We start from the raw sequence: 25,807 nt of genomic DNA, 5'->3' as shown, positions 1-25,807 counted from the left end.
ATGAACGACACACCCGCCCGGCTGCTCACCCTGCTGTCCCTGCTCCAGACCCCGCGCGAGTGGCCCGGCAGCGAGCTGGCGGAGCGGCTGGGCGTGAGTCCGCGGACGATCCGGCGGGACGTCGAGCGGCTGCGCGACCTGGGGTATCCGGTGGAGGCCACGCTGGGCGCGGCCGGCGGGTACCGGCTGGTCGCGGGGGCGGCGATGCCGCCGCTGGTTCTGGACGACGAGGAGGCCGTGGCCATCGCGGTGGGGCTGCGGGCGGGGGCCGGCCATGCGATCGAGGGGGTCGAGGAGGCCTCCGTGCGGGCGCTGGCCAAGCTGGAGCAGGTGCTCCCGGCGCGCCTGCGGAACCGGGTGGGGGCGCTGCAGTCCGCGACGGTGGCGGTGACCCGGGGCGACGGGCCGAGCGTGGACCCGCGGACGCTGACGGCGATGGCCGCGGCGGTGGCGGGCCCTGAGCGGCTGCGGTTCGCGTACCGGGCGCGGGACGGGGCCGACTCGCGGCGGCTGGTGGAGCCGTACCGCCTCGTCAGCACGGGCAGCCGCTGGTACCTGGTGGCCTTCGACCTGGAGCGGGAGGACTGGCGCACCTTCCGGGTGGACCGGGTGAGCGAGCCCTTCGCGACGGGGGCCCGGTTCACCCCGCGGCCGCTGCCGATGGAGGCGGCGGAGTTCGTACGGCGCGGGCTGCGGGGCCGGGAGACCTATCGGGCGGACGTGTCCTTCGCCGTTCCGCCGCAGGAGCTGCCGGGGTGGCTGCGGGAGTGGGCGGTGCCCGAGGCGCGGGGGGCGCGGGTGTGCTTCGAGAGCGGGGACGCGCCGGAGTGGCTGGCGGCCCGGATGGCTCTGACGGGGCTGGCGTTCACGGTGCGGGGGCCTGAGTTCCTGGCAGGGGCGGCAGCCGCACTGGCGGCCCGGCTGGCCGGAGCGGCGTCGACCCCGGGGCCGGGGCCGGCCGGGCCGGCGTAGGGACCGGGCCAGGGCGGGGTCGGGCCAGGGCCGGGGCAAGGGGCCGGGCCCCGGGGCAGGGGGGAGCCCCGGCACCTGGGGGGGGAGAGGTGCCGGGGCTCGTCTCGGGGGCTTCGGGCGGGCGTCAGGCCACGGCGTCGAAGCCGGTGTCGCGCGCCATCCGCTTCAGCTCCAGCAAAGCATGCTTCTCGATCTGGCGGATCCGCTCGCGGGTCAGCCCGTGCTGCTTGCCGACCTCCGTGAGGGTCCGCTCGCGGCCGTCCTCGATGCCGTAGCGCATCTTGATGATCGACGCCGTGCGCTGGTCCAGCTTGCCGAGGAGGTCTTCCAGCTCCTCGCTGCGCAGCAGCGCGAGCACGGACTGCTCGGGGGAGATCGCGGCGGTGTCCTCCAGCAGGTCGCCGAACTGGGTGTCGCCGTCGTCGTCGACGGACATGTTGAGGCTGACCGGGTCGCGCGCCCAGTCCAGGACGTCCCCGACGCGCTTCTCGGTGGAGTCGAGCTCGGCGGCGATCTCGGCGTGCTCCGGGTCGCGGCCGTTCTCGCGGTTGAACTCGCGCTGGATGCGACGGATGCGGCCCAGCTCCTCCACCAGGTGGACGGGGAGGCGGATGGTGCGGGACTGGTCGGCGATGGAGCGGGTGATGGCCTGGCGGATCCACCACGTGGCGTACGTGGAGAACTTGAAGCCCTTGGTGTAGTCGAACTTCTCCACCGCGCGGACGAGGCCGGCGTTGCCCTCCTGGATCAGGTCGAGAAGGGGAAGTCCGCTGCGCGGGTAGCGGCGGGCGACGGCGACGACGAGGCGGAGGTTGGACCGGATGAAGACCTCCTTGGCCCGCTCGCCCTCGGCGACCAGGGCCTCCAGTTCCTCGCGCGCCGGGGTCTCCCCGTCGCGCTCGACCTCGCCGTCGAGGATCTGCCGGGCGTAGACGCCCGCCTCGATGATCTGCGAGAGCTCCACTTCCCGGGCGGCGTCGAGCAGCGGCGTCCGCGCGATCTCGTCCAGGTACATGCCGACCAGGTCGCGGTCGACGATCTCTCCGCCCACGGCGCGGGCGCTGCTCGTGGACTGACGACGGGCGACGGCGCGGGTTGCCATGCGGTGCTCCCTTGCGATGCGATGAACGGTCGCGGTGCGTCTTCGGACACTCTCCCGAGTGCCTGCTTCCGAGGGAAACAACGACTGGAATCGGGACAGAATTCCCACACGCCTCCCTCTTCCCCGGGATCTTGCAGTATCCTGCCCCGCCAAGGCGCCGACCGGGCGCGTCTGGCGGGCCGCGAGAACCCGAAGAGGTGCAGGTCAGACCTGCCCCGGGGCCTCCGGGGCGACCCGCGTGACCACGGCGCCGATGAGACCGCCGTCACATGCGGCGCGTCCGCCCCAGCGGTGCCCGCGGGCTGCACCTCCACCCCCCAAGACGGCCCGCACCGGGTTCTGGTTGCCTGCCCGTCACCCGTTCGGGCGGGGTATGGGCATATTCCTGCGGCACGGTCCCGATGCGCCCCGGCGCCGCGGTGGACCCGCGGCGCACCGGCGGCCGTCCCCTCCGGTCCAGCCGGAGCTTTCGTCATCGGCGAGACGATCACCGGGCCCGCGCGCGGCGGCTCCTAGCCGAACTGCACCGACCGCTTCGACAGCCCCATCCAGAAGCCGTCCACCGGGGTGGACTGGGCGGTGAGGTCCGAGCCGGCGGCGCCGAGGGTGACGAAGAGGGGGGCGAAGTGCTCCGTGCGGGGGTGGGCGAGGCGGCCCGCCGGGGACTTGGCCTCGAAGTCGAGCAGGGCGTCGACGTCGTGGGCGGCCAGGGCTTCGCGGCCCCAGGCGTCGAACTCCGCCGACCAGCCGGGCACACCGGGGCCGGTGTGCCGCAGGGCGGCCAGGTTGTGGGTGAAGAAGCCGCTGCCGACGATCAGTACGCCCTCGTCGCGCAGCGGGGCGAGTTTGCGGCCGATGTCCATCAGGCGGGCGGGGTCCAGCGTGGGCAGGGAGATCTGGAGGACCGGCAGGTCGGCCCCGGGGTACATCTCGACGAGGGGGACGTACGCACCGTGGTCGAGGCCGCGGTCCGGGACGTCCTGGACCGGGGTGCCGGGGGCCTTCAGCAGGGCGCGGACCGAGGCGGCGAGCTCCGGGGCGCCGGGGGCGTCGTAGCGGACCCGGTAGTAGTGCTCGGGGAAGCCCCAGAAGTCGTACACGAGCGGGGCCGGCTCGGTGGCGCCCAGCGCCAGCGGCGCCTCCTCCCAGTGGGCGGAGACCATCAGGACGGCGCGCGGCCGGGGCAGCCCCGCCGACCAGGCGGCGAGCTCCGCCGGCCAGAGCGGGTCGTCCGCGAGCGGGGGCGCGCCGTGGCTGAGGTACAGCGCCGGCATGCGCTCGGGGGCGGGGGCTGCGGTCATCGGGCGCTCCTCGGTCCGTGGTGCGTACGTCGTCCGCGGGGAGGGCGTACCTGGTTCACCCGAAAAGACTAACCCCGCTTCGTTCAAATTTGAACGAAGCGGGGTCGTCAGTCATTCCCGTACCGGCGCCCCGTCAGTGGGCGATCACCGGGACCGGCAGCTCGGCGTCCTCGGCGGCGCCCGCACCGGAGCCGGCGGCCACCGGACCGCCCTGGCCCGGACGGCCCGTGGTGATCAGGGTGAACGCGAGGGCCGCGCTGACCGTGAGGATGCCCACGGCCCACCAGATCGCCGACGAGTAGCCCTCCACCATGGCCTGCGCCTGGACCAGCTTCCCCGCGACGCCGCCCGCCGCGGCCTCGGCCGCGTGGTCGGTCAGGTAGGCGGTGGTCGCCGAGGCGGCGATGGTGTTCAGCAGGGCGGTGCCGATCGCGCCGCCGACCTGCTGCGAGGTGTTGACCATGGCCGAGGCCACGCCGGCGTCGGCCGGGTCCACGCCGTAGGTCGCCAGGGACATGGCCGGCATGAACGCGGTGCCCATGCCGAGGCCCAGCAGCAGCTGCGCCGGCAGGATCAGCGCCGGGTAGGACGAGCCGACCTCCAGCCGGGTCAGCAGCAGCATGCCGGTGGCGGCGAGCAGGAAGCCCGGGCCCATCAGCAGCCGGGGCGCGACCCGGGTCATCAGACGGGCGCCGATCTGGGTGGAGCCCGTGATCATGCCCGCGATCATCGGCAGGAAGGCGAAGCCGGTCTTGACGGGCGAGAAGCCCTTGACGACCTGGAGGTAGTACGTGAGGAACAGGAACAGGCCGAACATCGCGATGACGGCGAGGCCGAGCGAGAGGTAGACACCGCCGCGGTTGCGCTCCAGCAGGACGCGCAGCGGCAGCAGCGGGGACTTCACCCTGGACTCGACGGCGACGAAGGCGGCGAGCAGCACGGCGGAGGCGAGGAACAGGCCCAGGGTGGCCCCGTCCGTCCAGCCGGCCGACTCGGCGCGGGTGAACCCGTACACGAGCGAGACCAGGCCCAGGGTCGAGAGGACCACGCCGGGGATGTCGAGACGGGCGCCGTTGCGGGAGCCGGCCGGCTCGCGGACGACCATCCAGGCGCCGGCGGCCGCGACGACCGCGAAGGGGATGTTGACGAAGAACGTCCAGCGCCAGTTGAGGTACTCGGTCAGGAAGCCGCCGAGGATCAGGCCGACGGCGCCGCCGCCGCCCGCGATCGCGCCGTAGATGCCGAAGGCCTTGGCGCGCTCCTTGGCGTCGGTGAAGGTGACCGCCAGCAGAGAGAGCGCGGCGGGGGCGAGCAGCGCGCCGAAGGCGCCCTGAAGGGCGCGGGCGCCCAGCATCATCGCCTCGCCGGTCGCGGCGCCGCCGAGCGCGGAGGCCAGGGCGAAGCCGGCGAGGCCGGTGATGAAGGCGTTCCTGCGGCCCCACTTGTCGGCGATGCGGCCACCGAAGAGGAGGAGCCCGCCGAAGGCCAGCGCGTAGGCGGTGATGACCCACTGGCGGTTGCCGTCGGAGATGCCGAGGTCGGTCTGCGCGGAGGGCAGGGCGATGTTCACGATGGTCGCGTCGAGGACGACCATCAGCTGCGCCAGCGCGATGAAGACCAGGGCCTTCCAGCGGCTGGGATCGGCGGCAGCGGCAGCCGGCGGGGCGGACGCGGCTGTTTTGGACATGGGGGTACCCACTTCACTGTACGGAATGACTGAAAAGGGATGGAATGAAATGAAAAGAGGCGGTTTTCGAGGTTACTGAAGGGCGGGGTGCCGCGTCACATGGTTTTCCTGCTGAGGTCCTGCAACGTGACGGCGCTGCCGGGGAGTTGGGAGAGGGCCGGTGCCCGCAGCCCGTCGAGGAAGAGCTGGAGGTGGCGGTGGACGAAGCCGCCCACCGCCGCGCACTCCGTCCCGGGGAGGGGGCGGGCGAGCTGGGACAGGGCGAGCATCAGATCACCGGTGCCGATGTCGGCGCGCAGCAGGCCCGCGCTCTGGCCGGCGGCGACCAGGGTGTCCACGGCGGTCCCCAACGCCTCGCGTGCGGCGAGGAGTTCGGGGTGGTCGTGGTCGAAGCCGTCGACAAGCATCGGGCACAGGGCGCCGATCCGCTCGTCGGCCGCGGCGTGTGTGAAGCGGCAGAGCGCCGCGAAGGCGTCGTGTTCCTCGGCGAGGGCGTCCTCGGCCTGGGCGGTGACCCGGTCCATCACGTAGAGCACCACGTGGTGGACGAGGTCCGCCCGGTCGGGGAAGTGCCGGTACAGGGTGGCGTTGCCGATGCCCGCCCGGCGGGCGATCTCGTCGAGGGGGGCGTCCGCGCCGAACTCCACGAACATCTCGCGGGCGGCCCCGAGGATCCGCTCCCGGTTGCGCACGGCGTCGGCGCGCGGCCTGGGCATCCGGGTGGGGGTGGCGCTCTGCATTCCGGGCCTCCCTGGGACTGGAACTCGTACGGACCGTCCGGCGTGCGGACCGGTGGCCTGGTGGCTTGATGGCCTGTCGGCCCGTCGGCCTGTCGGCTTGATGGCGGCCCCCGAACCGGGGACTCGCTCCCCGTTTGTGGGGACTCTCTTCCAAACGGGGAAACAGTCCCCGGTTATTTCACTCCCCAGAGTGACCCGCATCACAAGCCAATCCTGCGGTTTTGTCCCGTTTGGACCCTTTCGGCGCGCGGGCGTGTCGCAGCCGACGGAGGGTGAGCGCACAGAGAGCAGACCGGACCCGGCCGGCTGCCGCGCACCCGAAGGCGATCTCCATGCCGCAGACCCGCCACCGGATACGCAGACCCTGCCGCGCCGGCGCGTTCATCGGCCTCACCGCGCTGGCCCTCGGCGTCACCGCCACCGCCAGCGGCGGCATCCAGAGCCGCGGCCACGCCACCTCCGGCCCGAAGGCCGCCACCGCCGAATCCGTCCTGGCGCCCTGCCGGATCTCCGCGACCATGGGCGTCCAGCTGTCCGAGGGCCTGCCGACCGCGCCCGGGTACTCCCGGTCGACGGGCGAGATCCGCGCGCTGAACCTGATGATCGACTTCCCCGACGCCAAGGGCGAGGGCTCGGCCATGGACCGGCTGGCGGAGTTCTTCCCCCAGACCTCCGAATGGTTCCGCACCAGCTCCTACGGGCGGCTGACCTACCGGGCCGAAGCCCCGATACGGAACTGGCTGCGGATGCCGATGCCCTTCGCGGCGTACGGGATCGAGCGCGGCTCCGCCTACGAGCCGGGCTACCGGCAGCTCGTCGAGCACATCGCGAGGGCCGCCGACGCCGAGGTGGACTTCAGCCGGTACGACCTGATCAACATCCTCGTCACCCCGAACGCCGGACCGTCCGCGCTGGACACCGTCCTGTCCGTCACCTTCTCCGGCAACGGCGAGGCCCCGATGGCCGACGGGGTGCCGCTGGCGAACACGTCCTTCGTCTACAGCCGCCAGGACGACGGCTCCGGCTCCTACCGGGAGACCGGCTACCGGGTGCTGCCGCACGAGAACGGGCACGTCTTCGGACTGCCCGACCTCTACACCTCCGACGGGGGCGGCACAGTCGGGCACTGGGACATCATGAGCGAGGACTGGGGCGCCAACAACGACCTCCTCGGCTGGCACAAGTGGAAGCTGGGCTGGCTCGACGGGTCGCAGATCAGCTGCGCCTCCAAGCCCGGCGTCAGCGAGCACGTGCTGACCCCCCTCGCCGTGGAGGGCGGCACCAAGCTGGCCTTCGTCCCCCTCTCGGAGAGCGCCGGCTACGCGATCGAGGTCCGCACGCGGGCCGGGAACGACGAGGCCGTCTGCAAGCCCGGCGTGCTGATCTACAAGGTCGACTCGGACGTGGACACCGGGCGCGGACCGGTCACCGTCTCCGACAGCGCGAACGGCAGCGGCGGCTGCACGCGCCGGCCCAACGTGCACGCCGAGCTGTCGGACGCGCCGTTCCGGCCGGGCGAGACCTTCACCGACGAGAAGGCGCGCGTTTCCGTCTCGGTCGTCGCGGCCCTCCCGGACGGCGGCTTCCGGGTCCGCGTGACCCGCCCCTGACCCCCGCACCCGTCCCCGGCCCCCCGTCCCTGGTCCCCCCGTCCCCCGTCCCCGCATCCCTTTCCCCCAAGGAGCCGTTGCCGTGAACACCACCCCCGAAGAACGCCTGGCGGCCGCCGGGCACGAGCTCCCCCCGGTCGCCCCGCCCGTCGCCGTGTACGTGCCGGCGGTGGTGAGCGGGCACTACGTCCACACCTCCGGCCAGCTGCCCGTGGTGGGCGGGACGCTGCTGCGCACCGGCAAGGTGGGCGGCGAGGTCACCCCGGAGCAGGGCGCCGAGCTGGCCCGGCAGTGCGCGCTGAACGCGCTCGCCGCCGTGGCCTCGGTGGCCGGGGACCTGTCCGCCGTGAAACGGGTGGTCAAGGTGGTCGGCTTCGTGGCCTCCGCCCCGGACTTCACCGGCCAGCCGGGCGTGGTCAACGGGGCGAGCGAGCTGCTGGGCACCGCCTTCGGCGACGCGGGCATCCACGCGCGCAGCGCCGTCGGGGTGGCGGTGCTGCCGCTGGACGCCCCGGTGGAGGTGGAGATCACGGTGGAGCTGCACACCCCGATGGGCGTCTGAGCCCCTCCCCGGGGGCCGGTCCCGGTCTACGGCGCGAACGCGCGCCCGGCGGGGCGGCCCGGGGCGGCAAAGGCCTCCGGGTGGGCGGTGGACAGGAGCCGGTGGCCGCGCTCCAGTATCCGTACGAAGGCCGCGGGGTCGGTGAGGGACATGATGTGCGGCCCGCGGACGTGGAACAGGCGGGCGTCGCCGCCGCCGGAGCGGGCCGCGGCGAGGAACTCCCGCTCCCCGGTGCGGAAGAGGCGGTCGCCGACTCCGTTGACGAAGAGCACGGGCAGCCGGCAGCGGCGCGCGAGCCCGGGGAAGTCGCACCGGGAGAGTTCGTCGACCACCTCCCCGAAGGCGGGCATCGCCAGGCCGCCGCGCAGCACCGCCTCCCGGCTCTCCGCCGGCAGGCGGCGCCCGAACGCCCACGCGTTGAGGCGGGCGGAGCGGTCGGGCCCGAGCGCCGCGAACGCGCGGGCGGCGGCGCGGTGGAGCAGGACGGCGGGCCCGTCGGTCCGGGCGGTGGCCCCCTGGACGAGGAGCGCGGCCGCGCCGTCCGGATGCGCGGCCCCGTAGGCGAGGGCGACGTACCCGCCCAGCGAGGCGCCCGCCACCAGCGGGCGGCGGCCCGTGGCCCGGACGGCCTCCTCCACGGCCAGGCCCACCTGCGCGACGGCCTCCCCCAGCCGGAAGGGGCACCCGCGCCGGGCCCCGTGGCCGGGCAGGTCGGGGGCGGTGATCCGGAAGCGGGGGACCAGCCGGCGGGCGTGGGGGTCCCACATCAGCGCGGAGAGCCGGGTCCCGTGGACGAGGACCAGCGGCGCCCCCTCGGGCCCTCCGGCGGTCCAGATCCCGGGCGGACCGGGGACGGGCGCGAGCCCCTCCGGCGTCGCCGTGGTCCCCGGTCGGGCGCTTCCGTCCATGTCTCCCCCTGCACGCATCCAACGCAACGCGTTGCACATTAGGCGGAGGCCGCTCCAACCACAACGCCACGTTGCGTTGCACTAAGATGGCGCCGGACGTACAGGGAGGGAAGGAGCGGGACCCATGGCGCAGAGGCGGGACGGGACGGCCGGCGGGCCGCGTCGCAGGGCCGAGATCTTCTCGGCCACCCTCGGCATGCTCGGCGAAGCCGGCTTCGACTCCCTGACCGTCGAAGGGGTGGCCCGGCGCGCCGGGGTCAACAAGACGACCCTCTACCGCTGGTGGCCCTCCAAGTCGGAGCTGCTGCACGACGCGCTGCTGGACTCCGACGCCTTCCGCTTCGATCCGCCCGACACCGGCAGCCTGCGCGGCGACCTTGCGGCGCTCGCCGACCGGATCCGGCACCTGCTGGACGACGAACACCGGCGGACGGTCGTCGAGGCCGTTTTGGTCGGCGCGGTCCGCCACCCCGCGATGCGGGAGCTCGTGGTCTCCTTCCTCGACGACCGCTTCGGGCGGCACCGGCCCCTGTTCGCCCGTGCGGTGGCCCGCGGCGAACTCCCGCCCGACGCCGACCCGGCGCCCCTGGTCGACGCCCTGGCCGGCGCCCTGTGGATGCGGATCCTCGTCCGTCGGGACGGGGCGTCCGACGGCTACCCCCGCGAGCTCGCGGGCCTCCTGATGGACGGAGCCGCACACTCCGCGGCATCCGCCGAGCCGGGCGGGAAACCGGGCCCCGGAGCCGGTACCTGATCCGCTACGCTGTGCCTGGGCCGCTTTCGCAGCGGCCCAGGGCTCCGCACGGAGCCCCGAACGCCTTCGTAGCTCAGGGGATAGAGCACCGCTCTCCTAAAGCGGGTGTCGCAGGTTCGAATCCTGCCGGGGGCACAACGCATTACCGCTCTGACCTGGGGTTTATCCCCCGAGGAGGGGCCCCACTCGGCCTCGGACGTCTCATCCGGGGCCGTTTTGCGTGAGCGGACGGAGAGTCGACCTCCCGAGTATCTTCAAAGACTCCACACCATCCGGCGAGCTTCGAGCCGAGCAGGCATGACATACTTAAAGTATGGCAACCCGGAAGATCACCATCACTGTGCCGGACGAGCTGGTGGAATCGATCAAGCAGCGCGTCGACGCACGCGGCGTATCCGGCTACATCGCGGCCGCCGCCGCTCATCAGGACGCCATGGACCGACTGCGCGAGCTGGCCGAACACCTCGAAGAAGAGCACGGCACCGTGACGGACGACGAACAACAGGCAGCACTGGACCGCATCGCCGCCATTGACGTCTGGCATGACGAGCAGCGATCACATTCGGACGAGGCCGCGTGAGCCGCACTGCCCGGGCGAAGCTGCACCGGCCGCGACAGCGCGTCTTCGTGTTCGACTCCGAGGCTCTCTCCAAGGCTGTTCAAGGCGATCGGCAGATGACTGCGCTGATCAAGACGGCTCCGCGGCTAGACATCCCGATCGTCACATCAGCGCTCACGACCTTGGAAGCATGGGACCCTCGCGAAACGTCGAGGCAGGCGCTGTGGAATTGGACGCTGTCCCGAATCCGCATCGTGCACACTGACGACCAGGTGATCGCCATGGCGCGCGACATGCTGAAGACAGCCGGCCTGCATGGGCACAAGTACGCCATCGATGCCATTCTGGCGGCCGTGGCCGGGCGGGAAACTGCACAGGGAGCCGAGGCAACTGTCTTCACCTCCGACACCGACGACATGAATCAACTCCTCGCGGGACGCTCCGTGCGAGTCGAGAAGATCTGACGGAACGCCGTCCACACCTCACTCCGGCAGTCCACTGGATCAGCATGCGGTCCGGAGTCCAGAGTGCCCAATGCGTAGCCCCCTCCTTCCGGCGGCGCTCCGACTCACGTCACTGGGTCACTCCTCTTCATCTTGCTCTGGTCTACAACGTGCAGTTCCACTCAGTCGCGAACGTGTCGGATGTGCGCGGTCCGCCGTTTCCCCGAGCCGTCTTCGTACTCAACCGGGGAGCCAGCCATGCGCCACAGCAGGGCAGCGGCAAGGGGCGACGACGGGCTGAGCACCTCGCCCCCCACCATCGCGGGGCTCTGAGAAGTGATCTCGTACTCCTCGACGTCTGTGGACCCGCCGAAGGTCAGGCCGATCAGACGACCAGGGGCGACCATCTTTCCACCAGTCGCGCGAGGAGTGGAGGGCACTGTCTTGAGGAAGGTCTCCAGGAAGGCGGCGCGCTCTTTGAGCTGTGCACAGCGCTTCTCCCAATGACGCCGGTTATCGGCGCGCACCCGGTAATCGGTGGCGGGGTCCACGGGCTCCGGCTGCTGCAGATACTTGCGAATCTGGGACAGTTCGTTCTCGACACGGCGACGGGAGGTCTCGGCCAATGCCGATACCGGATACCGGGGGGCAGGAGTAGCTTCGTCGCTCCGCGGTGCTGGCACAGTTCCACTCCGCCGCGCGGAGAGAGGGGAGGCTGCGGCGGTCCGGGTTCCATTACCCCGAGCCGCAGAAGGCCGCTGTGCAAACGCGCTCCGCGATTCGGCTCGCGGCGATGGTGCTTCCGGTTCCGCCGTGCCGCCCGCAATCACACGCGGGGTACTGGGGCTCGTCCTGACGAGAGCCACCGCGCGATCGACCGCAGCACGGAGCCGGGCTTCGGCTCCGGACCGGTCGCGGTACCAGTCGGTGCCCCAGATCCGGTGCAACTCCCAGCCGAGTCCTCGCAGCACTCCTTCGCGCAGACGGTCACGGTCGCGTGCCGCCTTCGAGGAGTGGTACATGGCACCGTCGCACTCCACGCCCAACGCGTACAGGCCCGGTCGGTCCGGATGCCGGACGCCCAGGTCGATGCGGTAGCCCGCGACACCGACCTGAGGCTGTACGTCATAACCCCAGTTACGGAGCACCGCCAGTACGGATTCCTCGAACGGGCTTTCCGGCTGGGCGTCCGGGTCCACTGCCTCCTGGGAGAGCACGGACGGCCCGCTCTGCGCGTACCTCAGATAGCGGCTGAAGTGCCGGAAACTCTTGCTACCGGTGTCTCCCAGCTCACCCGGTTCGAACGAGGCCACGACCTCCACACGGTAGCGCGCTCGGGTCACGGCGACGTTCAGGCGGCGCCAGCCATCAGCCTTGTTCATCGGGCCGAAGTTCTTCGAGAACTTGCCCTGGGCGTCGGGGCCGTAACCGACGGAAAGGATCATGACATCCCGCTCGTCACCCTGCACGCTCTCCAGGTTCTTCACGAAGAATCCGTTCAGCCGGTCCTCGGAAAAACATTCGTCGAGGTCGGGGCGGCTCTGCCGGGCCGCGTCCACAGCGTCCTGGATCGCGACGGCCTGCGACTGGGACAGCGCGACCACGCCCAGCGACCTGCCCTTGCGCGTACTGAAGTGGTGGAGGACCCGGCGGGCCACCGCTTCGGCCTCCCCGGGGTTGTTCCGGGCGGCTGCCCCCGAACGGTAGACGCCCTCCGTGGCACGGTAGAAGGCGACACCGACATCCTCACCCTCAGCATGAGCGCCCGGGAAGGTCGTCATCGACTCGTCGTAAAACTCCCGGTTGCTGAAGGCGATCAGGTCCTCGTGACGGCTGCGGTAGTGCCAGCGCAGGGAAAGGCTTTCCAGCAGTCCGCTCGCCTTGCAGAGGTCCAGCACGGAGGCAAACCTGTCCGGGGCCTCCTCGTCCTCGCGGTCCTCCTCATCGTCGTCCGCAGAGGAGAAGAACGCGGTGGGCGGAAGCTGCTTCTGGTCGCCGGCGACGATCAGTGCCCGTCCGCGATAGACGCAGTTGATGGCGTCCTGCGGCAGGACCTGCGACGCCTCATCGAAGATCACCACGTCGAAGACGAGGTCGGACGGCAGGAAGCGGCTCACGGTGAGCGGACTCATCATGAAGCATGGCTTGACCCGTGACACCGTGTCCCTGGCAGCCTCCAGCAGCTCCCGCACGGGCTTGTGCCGACTCTTCTTCTCGCCCTCGCGCTTGAGCAGCGCCGCACCCGGCGTACTCGTACTCCGCGGGCGGCGGCCGTCACACGCCTGGACGACGCGCAGACGGGCATGGTCGGCCAGTCTCGCGTCCAGCTTCCGGAAGCCGGCCACGAGATCGTCACGGTCAGCGGACCGGGAGGTGGCCAGCCGCCGGTCGTCTGCCAGTTGGACATCCGCCCATGCGCGGAGCACCGCACGTTCGACCACGTCTGGGAAGTCTGCCGGAGTGACCCCACGGCGCACCGCCCGGTCCACCAGGTCCCCAAGGCCCAGGTCGTCGAGGGAGCTGCGTCCGATGTCGTAAGCGCGCCACTCGTCAGGACCGCCCCGGTCGTTGTCCAGGACCGCCAGCGCCTTTACGGCCGCGTCCTGGCCATCGGCGAACGACTGACGCAGCTGCTCGGCGCGTTCCGGACGGAACAGATTCGCCAGCGCCCCTGAGGCACGTGACCACGCGTCCGCAGCGGCTTCCAGTTCCGTGTCGGATTCCGCCCGGTAGAGGATCTCTGCGGCGGACGCGCTCAGGAGAGTCTTCTGCTGAAGCCCGCACGACTCACGCAGAGCGGCGATCCAGTCCAGGCCGGCGGTCAGGTCGGGCACCTTGGTGCTCCTGGCCGTGTAAAGGTCACCGAGGAGTTCCCGGTCCGCGTCTTCCTTCGACAGGAACTCCGACACGGCGGCACGCGTCGCCCGTACGGTACGGACTGCCGTGCGTGCGGAGGCGAGAGTCCAGGTGCCGGGCGCCGCGGCCGCGCCTCCGTCCGCGACGGCCGTCTGCTCCACGATCCGCATCAAGCGCTCCGCGGTTCGCAGCGGCGCCACATGTGCGCGACTCCACTGCGCGGCGGCGCGGAGACTTCCCGGTTCCAACTCGTACGACGGCCCAGGCATGGGCGGAAGCACGAGGGAGTCCCGCCATTCGGTCAGCCGGGCGGCAGCTTGCTCTGCGGTGTTCCTCGCTGCAGTACGCGGCTGTCCCCCAGAAGCCACCTCGCGTGCCAACGCGTCCTGGTTGATCACCCGGGGAGCGAGCGCCAGGATTTCATCGGCCCGTGCTATGAGGGAGTCCAGGCCATCGAAGTCGGTGTCCTCGCCCCGCCAGTGCTTGCCAAGGGCCGCTGCGTGGTGGCCGACCTCAGCGTGCAGGGTCCGTGCCGCCTGCTGCCAGGCCACCGCCGCCGGCAGCGTGGCCAGCACCTCCTTGGTGCACTTGCCGCCGTCGGGGAGGAGTGACCTCACCAACCGCCGGTCGGCGCGACATGCTGCTGTCAGCCTGGCAGTGATGGACCGGTGCACCGTGGCGAACCGGTGCGCCACGTCTTCGAGGGAGTCTTCCTGCAATACCCGGTCCGTGAAGATCCCTTCGGCCTTCTTCCGCGCCGCACTCAGGCGGTCCACGGCTTCGCGCAGGGCCTGTGCGGCGGTCCTCGCACCAGCCGCGCCCTCTCGGGTGAGCCATGCCGCCAGCGGCTTGGCATCGTCGGAGTCCCCCGCCAGGTCGGCGAGGCGGCCCAGACGAAGGGCTTCGTCGCAGGTCTCGGGGGCCGGCAGGCCGTACATCGCGGCAACCGCCGCCAGCGACTTGACTGCCTCATCGAGTGCTATGGCGTCGGCTTCGAGGCGGCCCCCGAGCTCGCGCGCGGCATCAGTGGTGAGCGCACTGATATCGATGGCCGGGGGCAGCAGAGTCGCGAGAGCGGTCTCTTCAGGACTCGGCGTGGCGTCCACTTCGGCCGGCAGCTGGTCCCATGCCCTGCCGAGTGTCCGCTCCGCCGACCGCTCGGCGTCGATGACCGCGTCCAGGCGGCGTCGGAAGTCTGCCACCGCTGTGGTCAGACCGTGGTACTCGGCGGTCAGCCACGGGAACGGCAGAGTCGGCCGCGCACCGGCGATCCGGAGAAGAGCGGTCAGCCGGGATACGTCCCGAACTCCCTGCCAGCCGAGGTCGACGAGGAGATCCGCGTGCGGCAGCAACCTCGTCTCCAGCTCGACGAGGGTCTCGGTGGCGAGGTCGAGCGCCTGCAGCGGCTCTCCGGTGGCTGTCAGCCCGTACCAGGAGAACGCGGTGCCTTCCGCAGCCGGCCGCCACGACCTGCTGACCTGGCGGGCCGCCACCGTCGCCTGGCCAAGTCGCTCGGCGCTGAACGCCACCGCGTCGAAGGCGGGGGCTGGGGGTAGCGGGTGGGAATCGTCGAGAAGGGAGATCCGTCCCAGGACATCATGCAGGCTCGCGTCGAGACCGGGCCGGATCTCGTTCATCGCCGCCGCGTATCCGGAAAGTTCCTTGCGTAGTTGGCGAGCGCGGTTGAGGTCCGCCTGGGCGCTGCCGGGCGAGGTACGGCGGGGCGCCTGCAATGCCTGGCCGAGTTCCTGCGCCACTTGCTTCCGGCCCATGTTGTTGCTGTGCAACGCCAGGACGTAGTCGTCGAGACCAAGATCGCCGAGGCGGTTGCGGACTACGTCCAGTGCTGCCGCCTTCTCGCTGACGAACAGCACGGTGCGGCCCTGCTCCAGCAGGCCCGCGATCATGTTGGTGATCGTCTGGCTCTTGCCGGTGCCGGGCGGTCCATCCATCACGAAGCTGCGGCCTTCGAGCGCGGCGGCGACGCACTGCCGTTGGGAGGAGTCCGCGTCGAGCACCAGGGGGGCGTTCTCGGGCGGCTGGACCTCGTCGATGCGATCCGTGTCGACGGGGTCGAAGGCAAAGGTTCCGGACGCTATGCCGGAGTCGGCGCCGAGCCCGATGGCTCGCACGAGGGCGCTAGCCTGCACACGGTCGGCATTATCCAAGAGGTCCCGATACATGACCTCCTTGCTGGAGTTGAACGTGTCCAGCACGACCCGGTTGGTGACCCTCCAACCGCGCACGCCGGCCACCGCGTGGCGTACCCGCGCAAGCAGCTCCGGAATGTCACGGTGGTCCACCTGGTCGACACGCGGCCATTCGATACCCAACTCGCCCATCTTGATGGCAAGGGCTGGGTTGAGGGATGGCTCCTCATCCGTATTGGTCTTCAGAACGTACGAGTCCCCACGGCGCCGTTCCAGGACGACCGGCACTATCACCAAGGGAGAACTGAAACTCTTCTCGGCGGACGTGGCCGGCGTCCATTCAAGGAAGCCCACGCCGAGATGGAGAACCCACAGGCCGTAGTCGTTGAACTTCTCCCGCGCGACCAGAGCCAGGCGCCGCAGGTGCCGGACCTGCTCGGCCTGGGTGGTCTTGGAAGTCTTGAGCTGCACACCAGGTCGGCCACCTCCGACTCCGGCCCGGGACGCGGGGGTGTCGATCCCCCTCGCACCGGCGAGGGAACCCGCCGGATTCGCCGCGATGGCCGGCGCCGAACCCGTGGTCTCGTCATCAGGCTTCTCGTGGCGCACGACAGAGAAAGTGCAGCCTCGGGATAGCCCTTCCAGGACGCCGGCGAGCCCGGGCTCGACCAGATCCATGCCAGCGGACGAGGAGCGGCGCTGATAGTTGAGCAGCCGGTTACGGAAGCTCAAGTCAATGAGTGAGCCACGCCATGAGGCAAGCAGCTTGTCCAGCCGAGCGCGGTCCGCGGAAGGCAGCGAGCCTTGACGGGGCATACAGCGCAGCTCCCTCACTGATGAAGATGCCGTGAAGGCAGTAGACGAAATGGGTGAAGCATAGCGGCGCGCCGCCACGACGTCTGGGGGACAACTCCAGACGCATCTCCCATGTCAGGGCACATCCGGACGAAGAAACAGCCCCCTTGCGCACAGGGAGGAGACGAGCCAATCAAGTGCGTCCTTCGCTCCCAAACCACCCGCGGCCATCGCCGAGACGAGCGGAAGAACCGACCTCGACCTGCGGCCATACATCTCAAGCGGAGGGTTCGTGCGTGCGCGATGCGTGAGCGGACGGGGCAGCACGAGGCGTCACACGCAGGATCAGGCACCGTGCCGCGCGGCGCTGATCAGGCAGAACAGCACCGCGCGGCACGGTCTGGAACCGCCCGGCACGGATTCGATCCCACTCCTAAAGCGGGTGTCGCAGGTTCGAATCCTGCCGGGGGCACAGTCGGGAACGGCCCGGAGCGATCACGCTCCGGGCCGTTTCGTCTGTACCGCCGCGTCAGCTCAGGCCCCTGCTGCGTTCGCCGATCCGGTCGCCCTGGGGGGTGTTGGCCCGCTTGAGGTCCGCTTTCGTGTGCGCCCCGCCCTTCACCTTGGTGCGGAGGGGGCCCTCGAAGCCGTGGTGGGGTCCGTTGCCCTGCGTGCGACGCGTGTTCAGCTGGAGCTGTTCCACCGCCTTCGCGACGGCAGCCTGGACGTCCTGCTTCTGCTCTTTGCTCATCCCGTCGTCAACTCCTTCGGGAAGCACTCGATCCAATTACTGGGATCGTATGCAGATATACGGACCTATGCACCTGGATAGGGCGGAAACGGGCCCCTCCCCGGGTCGGCTCAGGGCCGGCCCGGGGTGTCCTGGCCTGCGCGGACCAGCTCCTCCGGGCAGGGCGTGCCGCGCGGGAGCTGGTACTTCGCCGCGATGCGGTACTCCCCCGGCGCCGGGGCCAGCAGCTCCGTCCACACGTCCCCCTCGCCGTCGGGGGCCGCCTTGGCCAGGCAGCCGGCGGTGTTCGCGTACTCCTTCGGCGCTCCGGACCGCGCCGCGCCCCGCGCCTTCGACGCCGGGGTCTCCTGCGGGGGCTCCACGGCCTTCCCCGAGTCGTCCACCAGGCCGAGCCACGGCGAGTGCGGGATCCGCACCAGCACCCGGCCGGGCGCCCGGACGTCGACGACCAGCTGTTCCGCACCCGCCCGGACGACCTGCGCCGGCCCGGTCACCAGGCTCGTCGGATCGTCCACCTGGAACAGCCGCCAGTTCTCGTCGCCCCAGATCTGCCGCAGGTACGGCAGCCCCCCGCGTAGCAGCTCGGCCTCGGCCTCGCCGCCGGAGTCGGGCTTGTCCGCGGGCAGCACCACGTAGTGCACGGCCCAGCGCCCCAGCCAGGCCCGGTAGCTCTCGGCGCTGAGGGTGTCGTCGTAGAAGAGCGGGTTGCGCTCCAAATCGGCCTGGCGGTTCCAGCCGCGCGCGAGGTTCACGTACGCGGGGAAGGCCGAGGACTCCCGGTGGCTGCTGGCGGGGACCACCTCCACCCGGCCCCGGTCGGCGCCGGCCTTCTGCAGCTGGTCGACCAGGGGGGCCAGCTCGCGGTTCCAGGCGGCCACCGGGGTGGTGCGGACGATGTCGGTGATGCTGTTGGTGGTGATCCAGGCGGTCAGGCCCACGAAGGCCAGCAGCAGGGCGTACCGGCGCCGGGTGCGCGGGGCCTCGTACGGGAGGGCCGCGAGCAGGACCGCTCCGCCGAAGAGCATGACCATGCGGGTGGCGTTCGAGCCGATCTGGGAGTCGACCACCCAGGTCAGGAACACCCCGAGGGCGTAGACGGCGGCGGCGATCCGGACCGTCTTCCACCACTTGGGCACGAGAAAGGCGATGGCCAGCCCGAAGACGAACGGGAGCCAGGCCGAGCCGATCTTCATCGGCTGGGTCCCGGAGAAGGGGAACAGCCAGGCCGACAGCCCCACCACGGCCACCGGGGCCAGTCCCAGCGCGTACGCGCCCGGGCGCCGCCCACTCAGGAACAGGGCGGCCGCGACCACCCCCAGGAAGAGCCCCGCGACGGGGCTCCCGGCGGTGGCCAGCCCGGCCAGCGGCGCGGCGACGGCGGCCTTGGCCCAGCGCCGCCGGGCCCACTTGCGGGGCCAGCAGAAGACGGCGGCGACGGCCCCGAGGGCGAACAGGGTCCCGAGCCCGAAGGTGACACGGCCCGAGAGGGCGTTGCAGAACAGCCCGTAGACCCCGGCCAGCGCCGGCCACAGGGGGCGCCGGACGGCGCCCCGGCAGCGGGTGAGGATCAGAGCGAGGAGGCTTGCCGAGCAGGTCCCGGCGATCATCATCGTGGTCCGGACGCCGAGCATGTGCATGACGTACGGGGACACGACGCTGTACGAGACCGGGTGCATCCCCCCGTACCAGGCGAGGTTGTACGCCGTGTCCGGGTGCCGGCCGACGAACTCCGCCCACGCGTCCTGGGCCGCGAGGTCCCCGCCGCTGTTGGCGAAGCAGAAGAACCAGACGACGTGCAGGACAGCCGCCGCGGCGGTGGCGATCGCCACCGGGTGGCGGTGCGCCCGGGCGAGGGGGCCGCCCTCCGGCCGGCCGGCGGAGGGCGGCCGTCTCTGTCCGGGCACCCGGCTCCCCGGCTCGTTCTGCTCAACTGTGGTCACGACCGACGCCCTCTTCCCGACACCTCTTCCCGACACGACACACGAGTCCCGTCCCGGCTCCCTGGACGCACCGCGGCGCCCCGGGCTTGCCCGGGGCGCCGCCTGCGGCCCTGCGCCCTGCGGCCCGTATCAGCCGATACGGGTCAGCTTGCTGCCGACGCCCGGCGCGGCCAGCTCCGACTGGAGCGCCACCGGGACCTTCACCTGGCTGGCCCCGTCGCCGACGGTCAGCATGCCGACCGCCGTGCCGGCCTTCGCCGTCTCGGGAATCTTGGTGCCGCCGTCGCCGAGCTTGATGTCCACGGTCAACGAGGACCAGCCGACCGCCTGGACGTCGGCGGTGGCGACGACCTTGGTCCGGCCGCCGACGCCGTCGTCCACGTACCCGACGACATCGCCCTTCTTGACGACGGGCGCGCCCTCCAGGGACTTCTGGGTGGCGACCAGCAGGTTGCGGCTCGCGGCGATCACCGTGTCGATGATCGGCGGCTTGTGCTGGCCGAGGACCGCGCCGACGATCAGCTGGTTGGTGTCGCCGACCTTCTTGTAGGCGGCGAAGAGCAGGTTGCCACCGGCCTTGGTCGTCGTACCGGTCTTGATGCCGAGGGACTCGTTGTACGGGACGAGGCGGTTCCAGTTCGGCCAGTTCTTGCCCGTCTGGTCGGTCCAGCTGGGCTTGCGGGTGATGTCCACCAGCGCGTCCAGCTCGACGATCTTGAGGCCGAGCTTGACCTGGTCCTCGGCCGTGCTGACGGTGGTCGCGTCCAGGCCCGAGGGGTCGGTGTAGGTCGTGTTCGTCATGCCGAGCTGCTTGGCGGTGTCGTTCATCTTCTTGACGAACGCCTCCTGGGAGCCGGAGTCCCAGCGGGCCAGCAGCCGCGCGATGTTGTTGGCCGACGGGATCATGAGGGCGGCGATCGCGTCGTACTCGGAGATCTTCTCGCCCTCCTTGACCGTGTTGAGGGTGGACTCGTTGTCGGACTTGTCCTTCTGGCCCTCGGTCTCGGCGGTCTTGTCGACGTCGATCATCGCGCCCTTCTCCCCCTTCTTGAAGGGGTGGTCGCGCATGATGATGTACGCCGTCATCGACTTGGTGACACTGGCGATCGGCACGGGCTTCTGCTCGCCGGACGAGCCGATCGTGCCGAGGCCGGCGGCCGCCATCGAAGCCTGGCCCTCGGTGGGCCAGGGCAGGTCGGGCGCCCCGCCGGGGAAGGTGAACTGGGACTTCGCGGTCAGCACGAGCCGGGGCGCGGGCAGCGGGCGCACCAGCTGCACGACGGCCAGGACCACGACCAGCAGCAGCACGATCGGCGCGTAGATCTTGACCCGCCGTACGACCGTCCGCATCGGGCTGGGCGGCGGGGGCGGGTTGTTGGTGAGGTCCGCCAGCATGTCGAGCGGCGGCCTGGGCGGCAGCGGCTGCTGCGTGGTGCGTTCGCTGGGGTCCAGCCGCCGCACCGTGGGGGCGGTCGCCGGGTCGGGCTTCGGGGCGGCCGGGGCCGGGGCGGGCCCGCCCTCACCGCGCAGCGGTACGAACGTGCTGACCCGCGCCTCGGGGGCCGGAGCCGCCTTCTGCCCGGGCGCGGGCGCGGCGGCGGGCTTGCCGGCGGCGTCCGGCTTGTCGGCGGCGTCCGGCTTGTCGGCGGACGGCTTCGCGGGCTCGGCCGCGTCCTTCCCGGACCCGTCCTTCCCCGACGCGTCCTTGCCGGTGGCGCCCGCCGGGGCGGAACCCGGCCTCACGGCGCGGAAGACGGCCGTGCGCTCGTCGGACTCGGCGGCCGGCTTCGCGGCGCGCGGGTCCTGCGCGGCGGGCTTGCCGGGCGCGGCGGGAGCGCCCAAAGCGGCCTTGCCGCCGTCCGCCGGACGGGTACCCGGCTTCACCGTGCGGAAGACGGCGGTGCGCCGGTCCGACTCGGCCGCGGGCGCGGAGGAGCCTGCCGGGTCCTCCTTCTTCCCGGCGTCCGCCGGGGCGGAACCCGGCTTCACGGCACGGAAGACAGCCGTCCGCTCGGAGTCCTCGGACGGCTCGGCGGGAGCCTTCTCCCCGGCCTCCCCGGCCTCCCCGGCGGCCTTCCCGGCCTCAGCGGCGTCCGGCGCCGGCTTCGGTGCGCGCGGGTCCTGCGCGGCGGGCTTCCCCGGCCCGGCAGGTGCCGCCCCGCCCTCGCCCGCGGCGGAGCCCGGCTTGACGGTACGGAAGACGGCCGTGCGCTCGGAACCGGCGGACGGCTTGCGGGCGTCGGCGGAGCCGGAGCCCGGCTCCGGGCGGGCGTCCGCGTCCCGCGGGGCGGGGTCGGAGGTCACCACGCCGAAGGCGGTGGTCCGCACGTCCCCCACGGGCTTCCCGGAGCCGGCCGAACCGGAACCGGAACCCGGCTCGGGGTCCGCCTGGCGGTCCGCGTCGGAGTCCGCCGCAGCGGAGGACGGCCTGACGGTGCGGAAGACGGCCGTGCGCTCGGAACCGGCCGCCGCCTCGGCGGGACCCGGGCCCGCGGCCGGCCCCTCCGCATGCGCGGACGCGGGTCGGTCCTCACCGGAGGCCCGAGCGGCACCGCCGGAAGCGGAATCCTGCCCACCGGTCGACTCCGGGCGAGCGTCCGCGTCCCGCGGGGCGGGGTCGGAGGTCACCACGCCGAAGGCGGTGGTCCGCACGTCCCCCACGGGCTTCCCGGAGCCGGCCGAACCGGAACCGGAACCCGGCTCGGGGTCCGCCGGGCGGTCCGCGTCGGAGTCCGCCGCAGCGGAGGACGGCCTGACGGTGCGGAAGACGGCCGTGCGCTCGGATCCGGCCGCGTCCCGCCCGGAGGGCTTCCCGTTCGCGTCCTCGGGGGCGGAGGTCTCCGAAGTCTCCTCAGAACCCTCGGACCCGGAACCCTCGGAAGCGGAACCCTGGCGAACCAGCGCGCCCTTCGCCCGCGCGGGCTCGCCGTCCACCCGCGCGTCCGCGCTGTCGTCCGCGTCCGCGTCCGCGTCCGAGGCGCCGACGGCACCCGCCCGGGCCGCCAGGGCGTCCTTCACCGGGACACGCGGCTGGAACACCGAGACCCTCGGGTCCTGTTCCCCGGCCCGTGAGGACTTCGCCGCCCCCGACGCTCCTTCACTTACCGACTTGTCGGGGGACTCGCCCGCCACCGTTCCTCCTCGATCGCCGTCCGGTCACTGCCCGAACCGTCTAACAGTGTCCCGTCTCGGGGGCCTCGCCCACGTGCTAGACGAGAACGACATAGCTACTGGTTCCCCCACAAAGCATCCAGGCGCTCTCGACAGATGAATGTGAGAGGCGTCACCCTGTCACTCATCCACGCGGGGAGGCATGGATGGGCAGGAGCCGCAGAACAATTCCAGAGGAGCTTTTGCTGCTCGCCCTGGACCCGGCCACGGGTACCACGGCGCAGCCGCAGTCGCTCGACCTCGGCCTGGCCGGGGCACAGCTAGTGGAGCTGGCTCTGGCAGGACGGATAGCCCCTGACGGGGATCGTATCGCCGTGGTGATGCCACGGCCGACAGGAGATCCGACTCTGGACTCCGCACTGGAGCTGTTGCGCAGGCGCGGCAGCCCGGTACGGGCGGTCCACTGGATCGGCGGACCCCGGCTGGGGCTCCGCCAGATCTACCTCGCGCACCTGGAGCGCTGCGGCATGGTGCATGCCGTCGCGGGACAGATGTGCGGGGTGTTGCCGACGACTCGCTACCAGGCGACCGACACGGCGATCAGCCGGGAGATCCGTGCCCGGCTCGACAGTGCGATCCGCACCGGTGTACCGCCGGACCCGCGGACCGCGGCGCTCGCCGCACTGGCCCACGCGGTCGGACTCGGCAAGCACCTGTACCCCGGCAACGAGGGGCGGTCGTCCAGGTCCCGGCTGCGGGACCTGATCCGGCACGACCCGATGGGCGGTCTGGTGGCGCACGCCGTCATGGACGTCCAGAACGGCGTGGCCGCACAGCCGCGCCGCGACCGCGCTCCGGCTCCGCAGCCGGCCGCCCGGGCCACGGCGGGCGGCGTGCCGCTCCAGCCGCGCCGGACGGGTGCGATGGCCCGCGCGGCCGCGCACTGAGCGCACGGCACGTACGACCCGAAGGGCCGTGAGACCCGGAGGGCCGCAGAACCCGCTACACCCCTTGGTCCACCAGCGGGACACCGATCAACCTCCGCAGCCGGCCGTCCCCCCAGAGACCCGGTGCGCGAACCGCGGACACGCGGGGTGGCGGGGCCGATACGTCGGCCCCGCCACCCCGCGTGGCTGCTTTCCGGGCCGTTCCCCAGCGCCGTCGCACCCTTCGGTGGCAGTCTGCTGAACATCAGACACGCAGAGAGACAGCTACTGAAGAAGGCGGAGGTGCCGATCCCGTGGCGTCCAATGTCAATCCCACCGTCCGACGCCGCCGACTGGGCATGGAGTTGCGCAAGCTGCGCGAGGACAAGGGCATGACGGCCGAGCAGGTCGCCGAGCGCCTCCTCGTCTCCCAGTCGAAGATCAGCCGTCTGGAGAACGGCCGCCGTTCCATCAGCCAGCGCGACGTCCGCGACCTGTGCGAGGTGTACGAGGTGGAGGACCCCCGGCTGGTGGACTCGCTCATGCAGATGGCCAAGGACTCCCGCCAGCAGGGCTGGTGGCACGCCTTCGGCGACATCCCGTACAGCGTCTACATCGGCCTGGAGACCGACGCGGCCAGCCTGCGCACCTACGAGCCGCAGATGGTCCCGGGGCTGCTCCAGACCCCCGAGTACGCCCAGGCCCTGATCCGCGGCGCGCTGCCGGAGACGGCGCCCGCCGACGTGGAGAAGCGCGTCCAGGTCCGGATGCACCGGCAGAAGCGGCTGTCCGAGACGGAGAACAACAATCCGGAGGTCGGGCCGCTGCGCCTGTGGGCGGTCATCGACGAGGCGGTACTGCGCCGGCACGTGGGCGATCCCCAGTTGATGATCCGACAGTTGGAGTTCCTGATAGAGCAGTCGCAGCAGCCGTACATCACCGTGCAGGTGATGCCGTTCTCGATGGGTGCCCATCCGGGCGTGAACGGGCAGTACGCGATTCTGGAATTCCCGGACGCCTCGGACTCGACGGTGGTCTACATCGAGGGCGTCACGAGCGATTTGTACCTGGAGAAGGCGAACGACGTCCAGAAATACAGCGTGATGTACGAGCACTTGCGCGCACAGGCGCTCAATGTGGAACAGACCCGGGAGTTCATCTCCGGGATCATCGACCACTACGCGGCCCTGACCAAGTAGCCGAAGGCGCCCCCACGGGTAGCCGGAAGTAGTCGGGCGTGTGCGGGAAGTAGGAAGGTGGCGGGGGGGGTCCGGCACGCTACACCGTCGGTCCCCGGCCACAGAAGGCCTGAATGGGATATGCCACCCGGTCGAGTGAATGTCTCCTTCCCCTCTCGGAAGGTGCCGGTAGCGTCGATCACGTCGGCCCGGGAATTGGCGCCGGCGTTCAGCCGGGAACTCCCGGAACCACTCTCTGAACCGGAGAAGAACCATGGGCATTCGTCAGGGCGGCACCGAGAACTGGACCAAGTCCTCCTACTCCGGCGGAAACGGCGCCTGCGTCGAGGTCAAGTCCCCCGTCACCGAGGCGATCGCGGTCCGCGACTCCAAGGTGCAGGACGGCCCCTCGATCACCTTCGCCCCCGGTTCCTGGACCTCCTTCGTGACCGGCGTCGCCGAGGGCCGGCTGGGGCACCTCGCCTGAACCCCGCGACACGCGACACCCACGGGAGCCCTCTCGACCGGCCCGCCGTCCTGGCCGAGGGGGCTCGGCCATGTCCGCGTGCGGACGGCCGGCCCCCTCTCCGTCCGGGGGTCAGCGCAGCCGGTCCACGTACCGGTCGGTCCCGGGCACCGTCGGGATGAACGGCGCCACCAGCTCCACCCGCCCCAGCCCCGCCTCCGCGACCTCCGCGTCCAGCCCCTGGAATCGGTCCCAGCAGGTGCGGGGATCGGCCTCCAGGAACCACAGCAGCGTGAGGCGGGTGTCCACCCCCTCGACCTGCTTGACGTAGGTCATCCGGTCCCCCGGCAGCGGCGTCGGCCGGAAGACGGTCACCATCGCCGCCGGCGAGCCGTGCAGCCGACGCGGCAGCGCCCGGGAGCGCAGCCACTCCAGCAGCTCCGCACGCCGCTCGGGGCCCTCGGCGTCGACGACCTGGAGGACGAGCCCGGCGTACGGGTGGTCCAGGGCGTGGTGGTCGCGGGGTCCGGCGGCGCCGTCGCGGTAGACGGTGGCCTCGTGGTCCTGGAAGGCCGTGAAGACGTGCGTACGGTCCTGGTAGACCCGGCCGTCCCGGTTGAGGCGCCTGTTGATGCCGACGGTCCACTTCATGTGCTCGTCGTAGCGGCCCTCGGTCACCCAGTACGTCGACAGGTAGCAGCCGGCCGTCACCGGCCGGGCCACCGCCGACTTCTCCGGATAGCGCAGCTCCTGGAGGTCGCGGGTGGCCACCCAGCGGCGGCCCGCGAACATCCAGGGCATGGCCATCGCGCCCGCGTAGTAGTGGTCGTCCTCGTACCAGCGGTTGTAGGCGTACTCGTGGCCCGGATGCGGTTCGACCATGGTGATCAGCGCGTGGCCGGGGCGGACGCCGTACGGGCCGACGGCCGCGAGCTCGGCGTAGTCCCCGGCCCGGGTGTCCTCTGGTTCCCGCTCTCGTCTGCTCGTCATGGCACC

Annotated in this window: 19 protein-coding genes and 1 tRNA gene; 10 read left to right on the top strand and 10 right to left on the bottom strand. The window is 71.5% G+C overall.

Annotated elements, in window-relative coordinates; genetic code table 11:
• Complete coding sequence (locus tag ACFY15_RS31750) at window positions 1-972, top strand: helix-turn-helix transcriptional regulator (RefSeq protein WP_390826520.1); 972 nt, start codon at window positions 1-3, stop codon at window positions 970-972.
• Window positions 973-1,096: 124 nt separating this feature from the next.
• On the opposite strand, the gene ACFY15_RS31745 is transcribed toward ACFY15_RS31750, so the two are convergent.
• The 4 genes from ACFY15_RS31745 to ACFY15_RS31730 form a co-directional block, all read right to left on the bottom strand.
• Entirely contained in the window at window positions 1,097-2,074 is a 978-nt protein-coding gene (locus ACFY15_RS31745) for an RNA polymerase sigma factor RpoD/SigA (RefSeq protein WP_390688431.1), read from the bottom strand.
• A 512-nt stretch (window positions 2,075-2,586) separates the two neighbouring features.
• Window positions 2,587-3,375, bottom strand: a complete 789-nt coding sequence (locus ACFY15_RS31740; RefSeq protein WP_390826519.1) for a dioxygenase — start codon at window positions 3,373-3,375, stop codon at window positions 2,587-2,589.
• Between the two features lie 133 nt (window positions 3,376-3,508).
• Window positions 3,509-5,062: an MFS transporter gene (locus ACFY15_RS31735; RefSeq protein ID WP_390826518.1), complete on the bottom strand. Its 1,554-nt coding sequence runs from the start codon at window positions 5,060-5,062 to the stop codon at window positions 3,509-3,511.
• Between the two features lie 95 nt (window positions 5,063-5,157).
• Entirely contained in the window at window positions 5,158-5,802 is a 645-nt protein-coding gene (locus ACFY15_RS31730) for a TetR/AcrR family transcriptional regulator (protein ID WP_390688428.1), read from the bottom strand.
• A gap of 332 nt (window positions 5,803-6,134) precedes the next feature.
• Here ACFY15_RS31730 and ACFY15_RS31725 point away from each other — a divergent pair, with 332 nt between their 5' ends.
• Window positions 6,135-7,412, top strand: coding sequence for a M6 family metalloprotease domain-containing protein (locus tag ACFY15_RS31725; RefSeq protein WP_390688427.1), 1,278 nt, complete (start codon window positions 6,135-6,137; stop codon window positions 7,410-7,412).
• Between the two features lie 82 nt (window positions 7,413-7,494).
• Entirely contained in the window at window positions 7,495-7,974 is a 480-nt protein-coding gene (locus tag ACFY15_RS31720) for a RidA family protein (RefSeq protein WP_390826517.1), read from the top strand.
• A gap of 26 nt (window positions 7,975-8,000) precedes the next feature.
• Here the strand turns inward: ACFY15_RS31720 and ACFY15_RS31715 are convergent, their stop codons facing one another.
• The gene (locus ACFY15_RS31715) at window positions 8,001-8,882 is read right to left on the bottom strand and encodes an alpha/beta fold hydrolase (protein ID WP_390826516.1); all 882 of its coding nucleotides are present in this window, start codon (window positions 8,880-8,882) and stop codon (window positions 8,001-8,003) included.
• A gap of 124 nt (window positions 8,883-9,006) precedes the next feature.
• Between ACFY15_RS31715 and ACFY15_RS31710 the strand changes: the two genes are divergently transcribed.
• The 4 genes from ACFY15_RS31710 to ACFY15_RS31695 all read left to right on the top strand — a co-directional run bounded on the left by ACFY15_RS31710 (window position 9,007) and on the right by ACFY15_RS31695 (window position 10,659).
• Window positions 9,007-9,636, top strand: coding sequence for a TetR/AcrR family transcriptional regulator (locus tag ACFY15_RS31710; protein ID WP_390688424.1), 630 nt, complete (start codon window positions 9,007-9,009; stop codon window positions 9,634-9,636).
• Window positions 9,637-9,698: 62 nt separating this feature from the next.
• A tRNA-Arg gene (locus ACFY15_RS31705) sits at window positions 9,699-9,771 on the top strand.
• A gap of 178 nt (window positions 9,772-9,949) precedes the next feature.
• Window positions 9,950-10,216 carry a hypothetical protein gene (locus ACFY15_RS31700; protein ID WP_390826515.1) on the top strand — a complete coding sequence of 89 codons (267 nt, stop codon included), beginning with the start codon at window positions 9,950-9,952 and terminating at the stop codon, window positions 10,214-10,216.
• Entirely contained in the window at window positions 10,213-10,659 is a 447-nt protein-coding gene (locus ACFY15_RS31695) for a hypothetical protein (RefSeq protein WP_390826514.1), read from the top strand. Before ACFY15_RS31700 ends, ACFY15_RS31695 begins: the two co-directional genes overlap by 4 nt.
• 161 nt (window positions 10,660-10,820) lie before the next feature.
• Here the strand turns inward: ACFY15_RS31695 and ACFY15_RS31690 are convergent, their stop codons facing one another.
• The 4 genes from ACFY15_RS31690 to ACFY15_RS31675 form a co-directional block, all read right to left on the bottom strand.
• Window positions 10,821-16,376: a DUF4011 domain-containing protein gene (locus ACFY15_RS31690; RefSeq protein WP_390826513.1), complete on the bottom strand. Its 5,556-nt coding sequence runs from the start codon at window positions 16,374-16,376 to the stop codon at window positions 10,821-10,823.
• Window positions 16,377-16,968: 592 nt separating this feature from the next.
• Window positions 16,969-17,190: a hypothetical protein gene (locus tag ACFY15_RS31685; RefSeq protein WP_390688405.1), complete on the bottom strand. Its 222-nt coding sequence runs from the start codon at window positions 17,188-17,190 to the stop codon at window positions 16,969-16,971.
• Window positions 17,191-17,300: 110 nt separating this feature from the next.
• On the bottom strand, window positions 17,301-19,130 hold the full coding sequence (locus tag ACFY15_RS31680; RefSeq protein ID WP_390826512.1) for an MFS transporter: 1,830 nt from the start codon (window positions 19,128-19,130) through the stop codon (window positions 17,301-17,303).
• A 129-nt stretch (window positions 19,131-19,259) separates the two neighbouring features.
• On the bottom strand, window positions 19,260-22,169 hold the full coding sequence (locus ACFY15_RS31675) for a D-alanyl-D-alanine carboxypeptidase family protein (RefSeq protein ID WP_390826511.1): 2,910 nt from the start codon (window positions 22,167-22,169) through the stop codon (window positions 19,260-19,262).
• Between the two features lie 278 nt (window positions 22,170-22,447).
• On the opposite strand from ACFY15_RS31675, the gene ACFY15_RS31670 reads away from it, so the two are divergent.
• The 3 genes from ACFY15_RS31670 (at window position 22,448) to ACFY15_RS31660 (ending at window position 24,832) form a co-directional block, all read left to right on the top strand.
• The gene (locus ACFY15_RS31670) at window positions 22,448-23,188 is read left to right on the top strand and encodes a GPP34 family phosphoprotein (protein ID WP_079427798.1); all 741 of its coding nucleotides are present in this window, start codon (window positions 22,448-22,450) and stop codon (window positions 23,186-23,188) included.
• A gap of 293 nt (window positions 23,189-23,481) precedes the next feature.
• On the top strand, window positions 23,482-24,366 hold the full coding sequence (locus tag ACFY15_RS31665) for a helix-turn-helix domain-containing protein (RefSeq protein WP_390688402.1): 885 nt from the start codon (window positions 23,482-23,484) through the stop codon (window positions 24,364-24,366).
• 253 nt (window positions 24,367-24,619) lie between these two features.
• Window positions 24,620-24,832, top strand: coding sequence for a DUF397 domain-containing protein (locus ACFY15_RS31660; RefSeq protein WP_390688401.1), 213 nt, complete (start codon window positions 24,620-24,622; stop codon window positions 24,830-24,832).
• A gap of 111 nt (window positions 24,833-24,943) precedes the next feature.
• On the opposite strand, the gene ACFY15_RS31655 is transcribed toward ACFY15_RS31660, so the two are convergent.
• Window positions 24,944-25,801: a hypothetical protein gene (locus ACFY15_RS31655; RefSeq protein ID WP_390688400.1), complete on the bottom strand. Its 858-nt coding sequence runs from the start codon at window positions 25,799-25,801 to the stop codon at window positions 24,944-24,946.
• Window positions 25,802-25,807 lie beyond the last annotated feature (6 nt).

Origin of the sequence: Streptomyces sp. NPDC001373 (genome assembly GCF_042895815.1) — a bacterium.
Lineage (GTDB): Bacteria > Actinomycetota > Actinomycetes > Streptomycetales > Streptomycetaceae > Streptomyces.
Note: the sequence above shows the minus strand (reverse complement) of the source record. Positions and strands in the feature narration are given on the sequence as shown.

Excerpts from the sequence above, each read along its gene's own strand:
- ACFY15_RS31750 (WP_390826520.1), top strand. The coding sequence starts at position 1 with ATGAACGACACACCCGCCCGGCTGCTCACCCTGCTGTCCCTGCTCCAG.
- ACFY15_RS31745 (WP_390688431.1), bottom strand. The coding sequence starts at position 2,074 with ATGGCAACCCGCGCCGTCGCCCGTCGTCAGTCCACGAGCAGCGCCCGC.
- ACFY15_RS31740 (WP_390826519.1), bottom strand. The coding sequence starts at position 3,375 with ATGACCGCAGCCCCCGCCCCCGAGCGCATGCCGGCGCTGTACCTCAGC.
- ACFY15_RS31735 (WP_390826518.1), bottom strand. The coding sequence starts at position 5,062 with ATGTCCAAAACAGCCGCGTCCGCCCCGCCGGCTGCCGCTGCCGCCGAT.
- ACFY15_RS31730 (WP_390688428.1), bottom strand. The coding sequence starts at position 5,802 with ATGCAGAGCGCCACCCCCACCCGGATGCCCAGGCCGCGCGCCGACGCC.
- ACFY15_RS31725 (WP_390688427.1), top strand. The coding sequence starts at position 6,135 with ATGCCGCAGACCCGCCACCGGATACGCAGACCCTGCCGCGCCGGCGCG.
- ACFY15_RS31715 (WP_390826516.1), bottom strand. The coding sequence starts at position 8,882 with ATGGACGGAAGCGCCCGACCGGGGACCACGGCGACGCCGGAGGGGCTC.
- ACFY15_RS31710 (WP_390688424.1), top strand. The coding sequence starts at position 9,007 with ATGGCGCAGAGGCGGGACGGGACGGCCGGCGGGCCGCGTCGCAGGGCC.
- ACFY15_RS31700 (WP_390826515.1), top strand. The coding sequence starts at position 9,950 with ATGGCAACCCGGAAGATCACCATCACTGTGCCGGACGAGCTGGTGGAA.
- ACFY15_RS31685 (WP_390688405.1), bottom strand. The coding sequence starts at position 17,190 with ATGAGCAAAGAGCAGAAGCAGGACGTCCAGGCTGCCGTCGCGAAGGCG.
- ACFY15_RS31670 (WP_079427798.1), top strand. The coding sequence starts at position 22,448 with ATGGGCAGGAGCCGCAGAACAATTCCAGAGGAGCTTTTGCTGCTCGCC.
- ACFY15_RS31660 (WP_390688401.1), top strand. The coding sequence starts at position 24,620 with ATGGGCATTCGTCAGGGCGGCACCGAGAACTGGACCAAGTCCTCCTAC.
- ACFY15_RS31655 (WP_390688400.1), bottom strand. The coding sequence starts at position 25,801 with ATGACGAGCAGACGAGAGCGGGAACCAGAGGACACCCGGGCCGGGGAC.